This is a genomic window from Micromonospora phaseoli (assembly GCF_900109115.1).
Taxonomy (GTDB): Bacteria; Actinomycetota; Actinomycetes; order Mycobacteriales; family Micromonosporaceae; genus Micromonospora; species Micromonospora phaseoli.
Genome location: NZ_FNYV01000005.1, coordinates 46,630 through 59,396, shown reverse-complemented (window position 1 = coordinate 59,396; position 12,767 = coordinate 46,630). Strand labels below are relative to the sequence as shown.

Sequence of the window (12,767 nt, the reverse complement as noted above, 5' to 3'; positions counted from 1 at the left end):
CAGATCTGGTCCACTACCGCCGATTCCAACCCATGCCCGCCGGCCGTCGACCTCTTGCGGACTGCCGGTTACGTGTCTCGTCCGAGGTAGCCACGGGTCCACGCCTGCATGAATCGGCCCCCGGTGATCGGCCCGGCCCGACGCAGGTAGGCCACCATCAGCGCCAGTCCCCCACCGCCCATCGTGAGGAGCAGCCAACGAGGCAACTCACGCGACACCGGGGCTGGGGCGCAGTGGGTGGGTGTGTGATCGACGGTCATCTGCGTATTCAGCCGGGGGAGGCGATCTCCGGGAAACGCCGTTCGGTCGATGCCACAAAAGACCGGCCCGTCGATCGCATCTACTCGTAGCAGTGCCGATGCAGGGCGGCCTGTGCCATCCGGCTCCACAGCGACCACGGTGCCTGGGGCCAACTCGCCGGCCGGCGGCGGCGGTCCCAAATCGGCAAACAGTCCCGCCAGGAAAAGCGCGGTCGAGATTACGACGCCACAAATCGCGAACCTGGGCCACAGCGGCAACTGAACTGCTCGCCGCCGATTGCGGCCAGAGATAGGCATGGCCGAGAGACTAGGCGTGCCCTACCGATCTTGTAGTGGTTGGTCGTTGACCTGCCCCAACCTTCGCACCATCGCCGCCGCCACTGGCGCCATTGATCGGCAGGACACGCACCTAGGCGGCCGGGCGCGACCCGTCCGGAGCGGGCGGATGCGGTGGTGTCCTCGTCTGGAGGTTTGGGTGGTCTTCGAGGTGCCCCCGGCAGGATTCGAACCTGCGACACACGGTTTAGGAAACCGATGCTCTATCCCCTGAGCTACGAGGGCGCGAGCGCCTAGTCTAGCGACCTGGGGTTCACCTGGGGTGGCAGGGAGTGGCCCACGTTCACCCACGTCACCCGGACCCCTGTTCTCCCAGCCCAGGACCACACCCGGAGCACACGAACCCCGGTTTGCGACCGGCGGGTCGGCTGCGGTGACCCGCGTTGGCACGCGTCGACCCCGGCTGGCATCCGCTGGAGAGCACACACCGCGCACATCATCGAAGATCGGCGACGTCGCGTCCGCCTACCGTCGGCGCCGTCACCGCAGAGCCATGGAGCACTCACCGAGGGGCGCTCGGGCCCGCCGCGATTCCGGTCATGACGGCCCCCATGTGTCCGCACATAGGTGATGGGAGCGCAATCGATCAATTCAAGGGGAGCGCAGTCGACCTTCTCCTTCTTGGCGCGAGACGGCCAAGTTCGGCACAACCCTGGTCAGCCCAGGCCCGCCGGAATGATCATGACGGAGCAAAGTCGCATGTGCGCGGTTGTTGGACTCACCACGCCGCTCGCTCCAACCGGTCGCCGCCGTGGGAATATTGAGCCTATAGTCCGTTTGCGCATAGTGCTATCGACAAGCCAGGGACGCCCTGACCAGGCGTTTGACCAGAGGTCGGCTAGAAACTGTCGTACGTCCGTGCGATGGTAAGACCCTCGGCGGAGGGAGGAGCACCGTGACGCCTACCGCGCACCGCGTGCGCCATGCCGTTCCGCCCCAGCCCAACTCCTGCCGTTGGTGTGGGGTACCTGAACGCGAACACGGGCAACGGTGGGCCCCTTCGAGGAAATGGCACACCTGGGAGGCTCCCACCGCCGCTCAGCGGCGCGCGCGAATGCTCGCGCGAAGCACGTTACGAATCAAGGGCGGCTAGCTTCTCCAGCTGCAGGAAGGCGTCGCGGAGTTCTGCAGGAACCTCCGCAGCCGCCTTGAGGCTTCGCGCCATCTCGTACATCATTGATGCCTTCGAGAGGGGACCGCTGTCGCTTCCCTCCTTGAACAAGTTCAGCAACAAGGTGCTGAACTTACCAGCGCGTAGCGATTCAACCGCTTCCGGTTCCCAAGGTTCTCCGTCGTTGCGGGGCCATGCCAGGTTTGCTACATCGCACCACTGCTCGTTCGTGAAGATAAACTCAAATTCCTTATCTGGCGTGCCCACGAATCGCACGTGGTTGACAATATCGATACCCTCCTTCGCCAGGTTCGCGTCGCTGAAGATTTTGTTGTTCTTCCGGCTATCTGCATCGATAACTAGCATCACCTGCCGTCCTGATCGGGCCAGATATCCAACGAACTTTAGCGCGCCCTCGTTGTTGTGGCATCCAACGATCACTATTCCTGCCGCGTGCACCGGTCGGCCTGTGCTGAGACGGAAAAGTAGCGGGAACGATAGCTGCTCCGTTACGCCTTCTACGCCTACGAAGCATCGCTCGTGAAGGAGTACCGTGTTGCGCAGCCCCAACGCGATGGCAATGTCGGCTAAGTACTGCCCGTTCGCGTCGTTGTCGAGGTCGGACAGCAGCCGATTTATCCGCGTGCGTTCACCTTCGAGTCTAAGATGGACGATGTCCTCGATAGCGGCACCGTCGATCAAATTCATGGAGTGGGTTGCTATCACCATCGAGACACCCGGCACTGAGCATTGCTCGCGTATGAGCGCCATGACCCGTCGCTGCTGAAGGTAGTCAAGGTGGGTATCGGGTTCGTCGTACGCCAGGACGACGTGCTGTTGGTCGTCGGGAGAGGGGTGGCTCTCAGCATCGCGTCTGAGGAGCTCGCTTGCCCACTCCCAGACGGCAAGGCTGATCCGGCGGTTGCGCCCCGCTCCCACAGTGCCGAGGCTAACGGTCTCACCGTTGGTGCGGGCCAGCAGCAGCTTGGTGGACCGAAGTCCGGAGGTGAAGGACACGTCTGGCTCGACGTCGACGCGGACCAGGTCCGGGCATCGCTGCTGAATGTGTTCGACGAGTCCCTGCGCGTCCTCGCGAACCCGCCGGCCGAGTTCCGTCTCCAAGTCCCGCACTCGCTGTTTGAGATCCTCGTCTTCAAGGTGGGATCTGTAGCGGCTGTTCAGCGCTGCCTTAATCGCGGCTTCGGCTGATTCGGCGTCGCCAAATAGCAGAAACTTTGGCAGTGCTGCCCTGACCTGCTTACTGGCCGAGATCCACGCCTGCGTTCGCGGCCGAGTGGCGGCGTACTGGTCAAGTGCGGTCACCCAACTACTTCTGGACCTGGCATCAGCGGTAGCCGTAACGCCGAACCCGCCTGCGATGCGTTTCAGGTCGGCGAGTGGCCGCGCCTCAAGATTGCGGAGGTTCTCGTCCTCCGGGGCGTCGACTAGCAGTTCCAGGCGAACCCCTGACTCCTGGTCGCGGATGCGGCGCATCCGGACCGTGCCGGGAAGCGCAAGGTCTACTTCCTCCTTCTTGGAGAGCCGAAACTCGCCCTCGACCCAGGTGGTCTCAACCCGCTCGACGAGATCGTGGTCGTCGACTTCGCGCCCTGCCGTGCCATCGCCGCCGGACGCCGTCGCGAAGGTCCGATCCTCATCAGTGAGCGGATGGGCTCCGAGCAGAAAAGCAAGGGCGCCGATCGTCGCGGACTTTCCGCTGTCGTTAGGACCCGTCAAGATCGTAGGGCGTCGCACTGGGATAGGGCCGACATCCTGCAAGCTGCGGAAACCGCACACCGAAATCGAAACGAGCTGCATGGACGTCCTTCCCGCTTCCGCCTCGCCTCCGCCATACGCGACAGCGCCGCGCGTGCAGCCCATATTGAGCGCAACGCGCGAGTAGACAGGCTATACCAGGCCAGTCTGCGCACGTGGTAGGTCCACAGGTTCCTGGGCGCCCAACCCTAGCCCCGCTCGCGTCGCGCCCTGACGGACGCGCGTCAGGCGTCCGCAGTCTCTGCATGGCCCGGCTACACATGGCAGTATTCGAGGTTACTTCGCATTTTGCCTCGACTCCGGACACCAGGTCCTCCTTCCGGTTATCGCGTTGGTCCACAGTCGGCGTCCTCAGTAGAATCCGACTCAAGCTCAAGATCAAGGATATGGTGTGGATCTTCATGATTTGAACGACGCGACGCGCGCAGCGATGATCGAGGAGGCTGAAGCAGACATCAAGGCGGGAGCGCTGTACATGAGTCGGCGCTTGAACGGCCGCGGCACGAGCCGGTGGCCCCAAGTTTTGCTCGATGCCATAAGAAGTGGCGATCCGGCGTCGCTAGCAATCTGCATACAGGCCGAGGCCTTGCTTGTCAGCCGAGAGATCTCTTACCGAAACGGCAAACCATACGAAAAGAAGGTTCCGATCAATGCAGCTGAGACTTTAGCCGAAGGAGAGTTCGTACGGTTCTACATGAGGGCAGTTTGCATCCAAGCTCTGGGCCTAGGCGCGAAGGTTCGCGTGTATCGCGCCAAGTTCGTCATGAATCCTCGCCGAGAGTCGGAAGCCAAGATCGGAAGTGTCATCGATCCGGCCGAGTTGCTTGAGGACCTCCGACGGAATATCGGAGTGGACACGTTTCTCGGACTGCCACCCGGACCCAATTCCGGCCTTTGTGTTCGCCTGATCTAACCGGGAGATGTAGCGGTTGCCCACGGTGCTGCGCATACGGAGAACTTCCGGTCACTGTTAGCCGGGGACGAGTGACTGTGGTGGCTCCAGCCGAAGACGCACGCCCGTCAGGGGTGAAAGATCCTATCGTAGTCTTCGTCGTACCACCCGTCGGTGTTGTGGTTCTGCATGGTCCCCGCGACCCGCGTCAGCATCAGCACGTCACCGTTGAGGGTCAGGGCCGCGTCCTCGGTCCTGCCGGCGAGGATCCTGGCCACGGTCGCCAGCATGTGGGGCTTGCCCTTGTCGACCAGAGTGTCCTTGCGCATGTAGAAGCTGACGTCGACGTAGGTCTCCGGCTCCCATTCCCACAGGGAACCCCCGTCGCCCTCGGCACTGTAGTAGCCGTGCCTTCCGCCGGTGATGTCCACGACGTACCCGTGCTCGTCGTTCAGGTCGGCGCTGAGCATCCTGCCGCCAGACGCCGTGGAAGTCTCGACCGCTGCGGGAGCAGCCAGCTCCGCCACCTGCTCGAGTGGGATGTCGCCCGCCAGCGTCAGCCGGTACTCGACAGCCATCTGCACCCCTCCATCAGTCTCGCCGGATGATCTGAATGATCGCACCGTCGCGCGTTACCGCCGCCAGTTCCTTCAGCCCTGCCATGGGCCAGTCGTGGAACTGCTTGTGCAAGGCCGCGAGGTCTCCTCGCCAGTCGTGGAGGTTCAACATCACGCGTTGGGTCTGCTCCGCGTCGACCTTCCTGGACACCGCGCTCCAGACGGCGCGGGCCGGCACAGGAGCAGTGGGCGCGTAGCAGTCGAAGACATGCCCCTCGATGAGGAAATCGGGTGCCTTCTCCGGCCTCCCAGAATCCCCAGTTTCGCGTCGCGCGTCCGCGATCTCCTGCCTCGTGGGGTTCTGGTGAACCCGGTACCCCTTGCCGGCGACCCTGTCGACACACTCGTTCTCCAACTCCAGGGCACGCCGCTCCCGTGGCTTCCCGTTCGCGGAGATCCGGGTTCGACGTCCGGTAGGTGACCCCCCGAGCACGCCGGTGGGACGCCTAGTCCACGGGGTTGCTGCGTCAGTGTCCCTGGAGACGGCGCCACCCGGGGTGGGGGTTGTCGGGGGTGGGACGGCGGTGGTAGCAGGGGTGGGGCTGGCCGGTGGGTGACCGCCAGCCCCCATCAGTTTCCCGACGACCCCAACTGCCGCGCCTCCGCGATCGCCGCTTCAATGGCCTGCCGGGCCCCGCCGGTGCGCGCAACGACCAGCACCAGGACCTGCTTGATGCTGTCCAGGGCCTGCAACAGCGGCCCGGGCTGCCCGCCCTGCAGAACCATGACGACGAGTTGCTGCGCCTCTCCGACTCCGGTGATGGCCCCGGCCGCCGCATCGCGCGCAGCGTCCACGGCGCTCTGCACAGGTGCCAGCCCGGCGATCGTCTCCTGCGCGGTGGCTTCGTTCGGCACCGCCGCAGTGGCCTTCGTCGCCTCCCCGATCGAACTGGCCAGACTCCTCAGGCCGCTCTGGATGCTCGTGATCGCGTTGCGTACCCGGGCCACGCCCGCCGCCACGGCGACGAAACCAGCGCCCGCGGCCCGCAATGCCACCTCCTGCGCCTGGCTGTCGGCGGCGGCTGCCAACCCTTGCGCGCGCTCGACCCCGGTCATCAACGCGCGGAGTTCACCGGTGATCTTCTCGATCTGCGACACGTAGCCGGCATCCCCAATCGATGACAGTAGAAGTGCTCGACAGCTGAAACTACCCGGCGTCCCTGCGAAGTCACCAGACAGCGGCGAGGCGGTCGGCACCGCAGACAGCCGCCGCGACACCCTCGCCGCCATCGACGACTTCGCCGCCCGCAGCGCCGCGCTGGACAACGCCGCCGCCATACACGGTGACCTAGCCAGTTGCATTCTGCAGACTGCCTGCGGATCCATTGCGGTCCAGGAAGTTCGTCCGAGCCCCGCCCTGCACCGCCATGACGTGGCCGGATCGATGGGCCGCGTCGGCGGTCGCTGTCCCGGTTGACCCCCGTGGAAGCCGAGACCGTCATGCACCCACCGGCCAGTCAGGCCGCGTGACTACACCGGTCAACTATCGGTGCAGCAGACCAGGTTCACGCGCGGCGGGGTGGTAACAAATGGCTGTCGCGTGGTCGCTGCGCGGAAAGGTAGCGTTCATCGATGGCAGTGATGTGGCTGCACGTGTCCAGTCGACCGACTCTCGGGGGTTGCGTGCCATGCCTGGGCGGCAAGCAATCGATCCAGCGTTCGGTGCATGCCTGAAGGCGCTGCGCACAAAGCGCCGGCTGTCTCTGCGCCGACTTGGTCAGCAGATCCACTGCTCTCACGGCTACCTGTGGGATTTGGAGGCCGGCCTGAAGCGTCCCAGCCCGTCTGTACTGACCCTTCTCGATGCGGCGTTGGACGCGGGCGGTGAGCTGCTCGCGTTGGCGTCCGTGGTGTCAGCCGACGTCGGTGAGGCGTCAGCAGGCGCGGTCAACGCCGGTGGCCCCACGGTCCCGGGGCTAGAGTTCGCAGCGGATTGGCAACGCGGTGTTGCCGTCGCGACCGAGCTGTGGCGGGACGATATGCAACGGCGGGATTTACTCCGAGGCGTCGGCTTCAGCGCGGCTGCGTATCTCTCACCAGCCGTGCGCTGGCTGACCGCGCCGCTGGACGAGTCGCCCGCGAGCGCTGGAGAGCGCCTCGTCGGGGAACCGGAGATCGAGGCGGTACGGCGCGTCACGGGCGTCTATCGGTCGCTGGACAACCAGTTCGGCGGGATGCGGGTCCGGGACAGTGTGGTGCGCTTCCTCGACACCGAGGTGGCTGGGCTGCTGCGCGGCCGGTATGACATGCGGACAGGCCGAGCCCTGATGTCCGCTGCTGCCGAGGCGACACAGCTGGCCGGTTGGTCGTCGTACGACGCCGGCCTACACGGGCTCGCGCAGCGGTACATGGTGCAGGCGTTACGGCTGGCTGCCGCAGCGGGCGACCGACCGCTGGGTGCGGAGATCATGGCGGCGATGAGCCACCAGGCTGCCTACCTGCGTGCCTCGACGGAGGCGGTTGATCTGGCTCGTGCGGCCGGTCTGATGGCGGCTCAGGCCGGGGTCGCGGCGATCGAGGCGGAAGCGGCGGTACTCGAAGCGCAGGGCCACGCGGTTGGCGGTGACGAGGCGGCGTGTGCCGCCGCGCTCGACCGGGCTGAGCGCGCGTTCGACCGTGCGGAGCGCAGCAGCGACCCGCAGTGGATCGGCTACTTCGACGAGGCATACCTGTCGGCGAAGTTCGGGCACTGCTTCACCGCCCTCGGGCAGGGCAAGACAGCCGCACGCTTCGCGGTCCGCTCGCTCGACATGGACGGCCAGGCGTACGCCCGCGGACGCCAGTTCAACCTGGCGCTCCTGGCGGTGGCTCACGTGCAGTGCGGCGATCCCGAGCAGGCGGCTGTTGTGGGTGTGCAGGCGGCCATGGCCGCAGAGCGGTTGAACTCGCGCCGCGCACGGGACTACCTTGCCGACCTGGCCGATCGGCTCGGCCCGTACCAGGGGCTGTCCGCCGTGGACGAGTTCAGCGAGCGGGTCCTGCCGCTTCTGCGGTCTGTCTAGATCCGCCCGGACGCCTTCGCCAGCAGCGTCGCGAGCAACCCCGTCACGGACCCCGCGCCGACGATCTCGCCGGCCTCGATGCGCTGCTGCACCTCCGCCAGCGGAATCCATCCGAGCCGTTCGGTCTCGTTGATGTCCGGCGCCGCGCCGGTCGGCTCGGCGCCCCGCGCGAGGTAGACGACGTTCGGTTGGTCGATCGTTCCCACCATCGGCTGGAACGCGATCAGCGGCTCCATGCTCTTGGGCCGCCAGCCCGTCTCCTCCTCAACCTCTCGGGCGGCGCACACGGCAGAGTCCTCATCCGGGTCGAGGTAGCCACCGGGAAGCTCCCACACCCAGCGGTCGATGATGAACCGGTGCCGCCACATCATCAGGACCCGGTCGGCATCGTCGAGAACAACCACCATCGCGGCAGACGGCACCCGGAGCACGTACTGCTCGAAGCGCACGCCGTCCGGTAGCTCCACGTCGGCGACGCTGAGTACCGCGCGTCGCGTGTCATCGATGACGCGTTCGCCGTGAATCGTCCACTCGCTGGCCCGTCGGGCGTCCGTGGTCATAGACCCCACCCTAATTCAGTCATCCGTGGGCCTCACATGTCTGGGCGACGGTGTCGGCTGACACCGGCTGACATCGACACCGTTCATCTCACGCTGCGTCGACGGAAGGCTACTGATCGACGGAGGTGGGGGTCAGGTTGATCCGTCCCCGGGCTGTCGCAGGCTGGCGCCGGGAGCCGGCCGCGCGGATCTCATCGTCTCCGTCAGTCCTGCCACCCCTCGACGGGAGATCGCAGATGACCAGCGCCACGGCGGCCAGATCCGCCCCTGAAACGAACAGCGGCCTCTCTAACTTCAGCCGGGAGGCTCTCCGCTCCTTCCTCCAGGACGGGTCACCGACCTCGAACGAGCGATGGCGTCGATGGTGCACCGGCCTGATCCGGGATGGTCACCTCAGCGCGTCGGACCTGCTCGATTGGTGGACCGAGGTTGTCGAGTTCGATCCGGTGCTTCGCAGACACGTCACCCGACCCGTCACCGTGCAGGACGGCACGGTGGTCGTCGCCGGCAGCGGCAAGGAACAGTTCAAGACGTTCAACGTCAGTACCGCCGCGGCGATCCTCGCCGCCGCAGCCGGCACCCCCGTCGTCAAGGGTGTCTCCCGTTCGGTGTCCGCCATCTCCGGCGCCGCGGACATCCTCGATGTCCTACGGATCAGGCCGGTCATCGATCCGGCGGGCATACCGGACGCGCTACAACGGCACAACATCGCCTTTGTCTCCTACCCGCTCTTCTGTCCCCGGTACGCGGACAGGTACGACGGCGTCTTCGACGCCATCAATCCGGCCAGCTTCTTCATGCCGGTGGCGACGCTGTGCGTAAAGGCGTCCCGCTTCCTGTTCGGTCTCGCCCACCCCGATGTGGAGCTGTCGGCACGCGCGCTCCGAGCCATCCGCCCCGATGTGGCCGCCGGGACGGTTGTCTCCACCGATCTCACCGACGGGGAGACAGTCGACGAGTACTGCGGTGTCGGCACCGTCCGCCTCGCGCGCGCCAACGCCGAGCTGGTCGATGCGACCACTCGCGCGAAGAGCGCCCCCGCAACGGGGTGGCGCACCGCCGTTGCCCATCGACCGACTCACGCGGCCAACGCCGCGCTCGCCGCCGAGGCACTCGCGCCGGGTGACGACTCGCCCGCCACCAGCCTTGTCGAGCTGAACGCCGCGCTCATCGTTGGCCCCGGCGCCCTTACCGATGACTCGCTCGATCGCGTACGGCATGCCCGACGTTCCGGCGGAGCCATACGCCTGCTCAGGGCGTTGTCCGAGAGCCGATAGCCCCACACCAAGGAGGACAGATGCCAGCCATCCCGATGGATCAGCAGACCACCGAGGCTGTCGCCGGGCACCTGGGACCGGCCGCGATCCGCTTCACCCACATCGACGGTGCCGTACCGGTGCTGGAGCCTGAAGTGCGCGACTCGATGGCCATCGTCACCGGGTTCGGCCCGACGAACGCACCGACCGCCGGCACCCTGTCGGTGATGCTCGGCGCGGTGGAACTCCAGCGGCGCCTCCACGCGCCGATGACGGTCATCGTCTCCGACCTCGGCGCGTGGAACTCCCGCAACGTCGCCTGGTCGACCCTGGTCGAGGTCCGCGACCAGATGATCGCCTTTCTTGTCGCGCTGGGGCTCGACCGCGAGGTCACCGAACTGCGCTCTCACCTTGACCACGCCAACCTCGTCCGCGCCGGCCGCATCGCCCGCTATCTGTCCCGAGCCGACTTTCAGGAGCACCGCGAGAGCCTGCTGGAGCTGTACGCCGACCACGGCCTGCTCGGCAGCGAGATCGGAGTGGTCACAGACTCGCTCTACACCGTGGCCGACGTGCTCGGACCCTTCGACAACGGCGCCAAGCATGTCCTCATGGTCTCCGGCATGGAGGAGGCGTACTTCACCGATCTCGCCCGTCTCGTTCTCAACCGCCAGGCGGACGCCGGAGAGCTGGGTCTTGGCTGGACCGGGAACATCGGTGCCCTCTACTTCCGGGTGCTGGAGGGCCTCGCGGGCTATCCCAAGATGTCCAAGAGCATTCCGGCGTCGAGCATCCACCTCAACATGACGCCGGACGAGGTAGCCGAGCGGGTGCTGAGCGATGACCGGGACAGCCAGCCGGCGCTGCTCTCGGCGATCGAACTGGCCAGCGGTTGGGACGCCGCCGGTACCGCTGCCGCGCGGGAGGCGTTCGCCGACCGAAACACCCAACAAGGCCGATGGCGCGAGGTCCGGGCCGAGTACTGCGACACCTTCAACCGGTACGCAACGCTGTGGAAGCAGTGCGCCTCGTGAAGCCGGCGGTGGTGGTCCTCGGCGCCTCCGGCCGCCTCGGGCGACGGTTGATGCCGCTCTTGTCGGCCGCCGGCGTCGACACGATCGCAGTGACGCGCTCACCGTGCACGCGCCAGTCATCCGCCGTCGAGTGGATCACCGGTGAGCTGAGCGATCGCGGGGATCAGACCAGAGTCGTCACCGCCGTCAGCGAGCGATGCGGCGGTCCGAAGCGCGTGGTCGTGGTCGACCTTCTTCTCGACCGCAGCGGCGTCGATGGCATGCGGCGTAGCGTCCAAGCCGCGACCGACACCGTGCTGCGGTTGCGCGACCGCCTCCGGGAGTGCTCCGCCCAGCCCCACCTGATCGCCGCCAGCACCACCGCCGTCCTCGCTCCCGGCCTCTACCAAACACCGTACGGGCTGGCCAAACGGCGCCAAGTCATCACCTACGCCCGCGCCGGCATACCCGGAATCGCGCTGCTCCTGCCCGTCCTGCGCCAAGCCGCAGACGACACAGCTCCGCGGCGCTGGCCGAGGTGGTCATTCGACCACGCCGCGAACAAGCTGTACTCGGCCGTAGAGGTGGCGCCCCACTCCGCGTTCATCGTCAAGGTGCCGAACCTCGGCGGTGACGCCCCGGTCGCCGCCGACGGCCAGATCGCTCCTCCGATCCCAGCCGTGCTGAGGGCTCATCTCCAGTGCCTGCTAACCGATCGGAACAGTTTGCGCGCTCACCGCAGCGCGGCCCGCTCCCGACTGGGTCTGTCTCCACCCCAGCTACGACGCCGCGTCGACCACCATCTCGCTCCGGCCGAGCTCGTCCGCCGCTTCGCCGACCGGTACCACGTCACGATCGTCCGCGACCACGCCGTCTCGACCCCAGACGGAGGAGGAACGCCGCCTCATGCCTGACCGGACGAAGAAGATTCTCGTCATCGGTGCCGGACTGTGTGGCCTCGCGATAGCCGTCACCGCCGCCCGGCGAGGGTTCGACGTCGCCTGTGCCGGCGACGGACGCCGGGGGGCCTCGCTGGCAAACTTCGGTCAGCTGCACTCCGGTGCAGTCCTGGCACCGGTTCTACCCGACGTCGCTCAGGCTTGCTGGCACCACCGGAACGAATGGCCAGACGAACTGCTCCGCCCCGCCCAGGTCGGCAAGCCGTGCGGCTACGCCCTGTTCAACACCGCCGAGGCTGTCGACAGGTACCGCACCGCCTGGCAGCACATTGGCATCGACGTCGAAGAGATCAACCCAGGCCACCCAGCCCTTGCGGCGACGCGCCCGCCTGCAGCCGCATTCCGCGTACCGGACTTCAGCGTCGATCTCGACATCTTGCACGCCCGCCTGACCGCGCTGGCGCGCGACTCTGGCGTGTCGTCGCTGCCGCGGCGTCAGGTCAGGCTGCATCGGGACCCGGAGACGGGGATGGTGACTGTCGGCGACGACGGCGGTAGGCGGGACCTGATCGTGCTGACGGCCGGTGCCGACATCCCCGACATGCTGGCCCAGGCGGGCGTCGCCCACACGCTTCGGCAGCGACGCATCGCCTGGGGCCGGCATGCCGAAATTCGTCCGACCGCCCTGACCTACTGGCTCGACGGTGACCTCCTAGCCATCAGCCCCGATCGCGCCGACGCGCGCATCGGCCTGCCGAGCATCAACGGCGAGTACGGGACGAACGAGGTCGAGTACGCGCGGATGCGGACGGCACTCGTCCGGCGCGGGCTGCACTCGTCCGACGCCGAGCTCCGCTTGCAGTGGGGAGTCGTCTGCGAACCCGCCACGGCCCTGGCGGACCTGACCAGCTTCGTGGCGGACCTTCGTGATCCCCCCACGGGGTGGAGCAGAGTGCTCAACCTTCTCGTCGCGGTGCCCGGCAAGTGGACCACAGCGTGGCACTGCGCCGAACGCGTCGTCAGCTACCTCGAAGAGGAGGATTAG

Annotated in this window: 12 protein-coding genes and 1 tRNA gene; 6 read left to right on the top strand and 7 right to left on the bottom strand. The window is 66.6% G+C overall.

Annotated elements, in window-relative coordinates:
* Positions 1–68: 68 nt before the first annotated feature.
* The 3 genes from BMY89_RS29890 to BMY89_RS14450 form a co-directional block, all read right to left on the bottom strand.
* Positions 69–260 carry a hypothetical protein gene (locus BMY89_RS29890; protein WP_139217951.1) on the bottom strand — a complete coding sequence of 64 codons (192 nt, stop codon included), beginning with the start codon at positions 258–260 and terminating at the stop codon, positions 69–71.
* A 488-nt stretch (positions 261–748) separates the two neighbouring features.
* Positions 749–821: transfer RNA gene (locus tag BMY89_RS14460), tRNA-Arg, on the bottom strand.
* 847 nt (positions 822–1,668) lie between these two features.
* Complete coding sequence (locus BMY89_RS14450) at positions 1,669–3,444, bottom strand: ATP-dependent nuclease (protein ID WP_139217950.1); 1,776 nt, start codon at positions 3,442–3,444, stop codon at positions 1,669–1,671.
* A 430-nt stretch (positions 3,445–3,874) separates the two neighbouring features.
* Here BMY89_RS14450 and BMY89_RS29885 point away from each other — a divergent pair, with 430 nt between their 5' ends.
* A complete protein-coding gene (locus BMY89_RS29885; protein ID WP_139217949.1) occupies positions 3,875–4,396 on the top strand; it encodes a hypothetical protein in 522 nt (173 codons plus the stop codon).
* Positions 4,397–4,503: 107 nt separating this feature from the next.
* On the opposite strand, the gene BMY89_RS14445 is transcribed toward BMY89_RS29885, so the two are convergent.
* The 3 genes from BMY89_RS14445 to BMY89_RS14435 all read right to left on the bottom strand — a co-directional run bounded on the left by BMY89_RS14445 (position 4,504) and on the right by BMY89_RS14435 (position 6,090).
* Positions 4,504–4,953, bottom strand: a complete 450-nt coding sequence (locus BMY89_RS14445) for a SitI3 family protein (RefSeq protein ID WP_092380811.1) — start codon at positions 4,951–4,953, stop codon at positions 4,504–4,506.
* A gap of 13 nt (positions 4,954–4,966) precedes the next feature.
* Positions 4,967–5,389 (bottom strand): CdiA C-terminal domain-containing protein, encoded by a 423-nt coding sequence (locus BMY89_RS14440; protein ID WP_092380810.1) that lies wholly within the window; start codon positions 5,387–5,389, stop codon positions 4,967–4,969.
* 173 nt (positions 5,390–5,562) lie between these two features.
* A complete protein-coding gene (locus BMY89_RS14435) occupies positions 5,563–6,090 on the bottom strand; it encodes a DUF6244 family protein (RefSeq protein WP_092380486.1) in 528 nt (175 codons plus the stop codon).
* Between the two features lie 431 nt (positions 6,091–6,521).
* On the opposite strand from BMY89_RS14435, the gene BMY89_RS14430 reads away from it, so the two are divergent.
* Positions 6,522–7,994, top strand: a complete 1,473-nt coding sequence (locus BMY89_RS14430; RefSeq protein ID WP_092380485.1) for a helix-turn-helix domain-containing protein — start codon at positions 6,522–6,524, stop codon at positions 7,992–7,994.
* Here BMY89_RS14430 and BMY89_RS14425 read toward each other — a convergent pair.
* Positions 7,991–8,554 carry an NUDIX hydrolase gene (locus BMY89_RS14425; RefSeq protein ID WP_092380483.1) on the bottom strand — a complete coding sequence of 188 codons (564 nt, stop codon included), beginning with the start codon at positions 8,552–8,554 and terminating at the stop codon, positions 7,991–7,993. The genes BMY89_RS14430 and BMY89_RS14425 overlap by 4 nt on opposite strands.
* A 236-nt stretch (positions 8,555–8,790) precedes the next feature.
* Between BMY89_RS14425 and BMY89_RS14420 the strand changes: the two genes are divergently transcribed.
* From BMY89_RS14420 to BMY89_RS14405, 4 genes are read left to right on the top strand one after another with little or no spacing between them, the layout of a single operon-like run.
* Entirely contained in the window at positions 8,791–9,831 is a 1,041-nt protein-coding gene (locus BMY89_RS14420; protein WP_092380482.1) for a hypothetical protein, read from the top strand.
* A 20-nt stretch (positions 9,832–9,851) separates the two neighbouring features.
* Positions 9,852–10,844, top strand: a complete 993-nt coding sequence (locus BMY89_RS14415; RefSeq protein WP_092380480.1) for a nucleotidyl transferase family protein — start codon at positions 9,852–9,854, stop codon at positions 10,842–10,844.
* On the top strand, positions 10,841–11,737 hold the full coding sequence (locus tag BMY89_RS14410) for an NAD-dependent epimerase/dehydratase family protein (RefSeq protein ID WP_139217948.1): 897 nt from the start codon (positions 10,841–10,843) through the stop codon (positions 11,735–11,737). Before BMY89_RS14415 ends, BMY89_RS14410 begins: the two co-directional genes overlap by 4 nt.
* Positions 11,730–12,767, top strand: coding sequence for an FAD-dependent oxidoreductase (locus BMY89_RS14405; protein WP_092380477.1), 1,038 nt, complete (start codon positions 11,730–11,732; stop codon positions 12,765–12,767). Before BMY89_RS14410 ends, BMY89_RS14405 begins: the two co-directional genes overlap by 8 nt.

Bases quoted from the DNA above. Each gene is read 5' to 3' on its own strand.
- BMY89_RS14415 (WP_092380480.1), top strand. From the start codon at position 9,852: ATGCCAGCCATCCCGATGGATCAGCAGACCACCGAGGCTGTCGCCGGG.
- BMY89_RS14420 (WP_092380482.1), top strand. From the start codon at position 8,791: ATGACCAGCGCCACGGCGGCCAGATCCGCCCCTGAAACGAACAGCGGC.
- BMY89_RS14425 (WP_092380483.1), bottom strand. From the start codon at position 8,554: ATGACCACGGACGCCCGACGGGCCAGCGAGTGGACGATTCACGGCGAA.
- BMY89_RS14405 (WP_092380477.1), top strand. From the start codon at position 11,730: ATGCCTGACCGGACGAAGAAGATTCTCGTCATCGGTGCCGGACTGTGT.
- BMY89_RS29890 (WP_139217951.1), bottom strand. From the start codon at position 260: ATGACCGTCGATCACACACCCACCCACTGCGCCCCAGCCCCGGTGTCG.
- BMY89_RS14445 (WP_092380811.1), bottom strand. From the start codon at position 4,953: ATGGCTGTCGAGTACCGGCTGACGCTGGCGGGCGACATCCCACTCGAG.
- BMY89_RS14430 (WP_092380485.1), top strand. From the start codon at position 6,522: ATGGCTGTCGCGTGGTCGCTGCGCGGAAAGGTAGCGTTCATCGATGGC.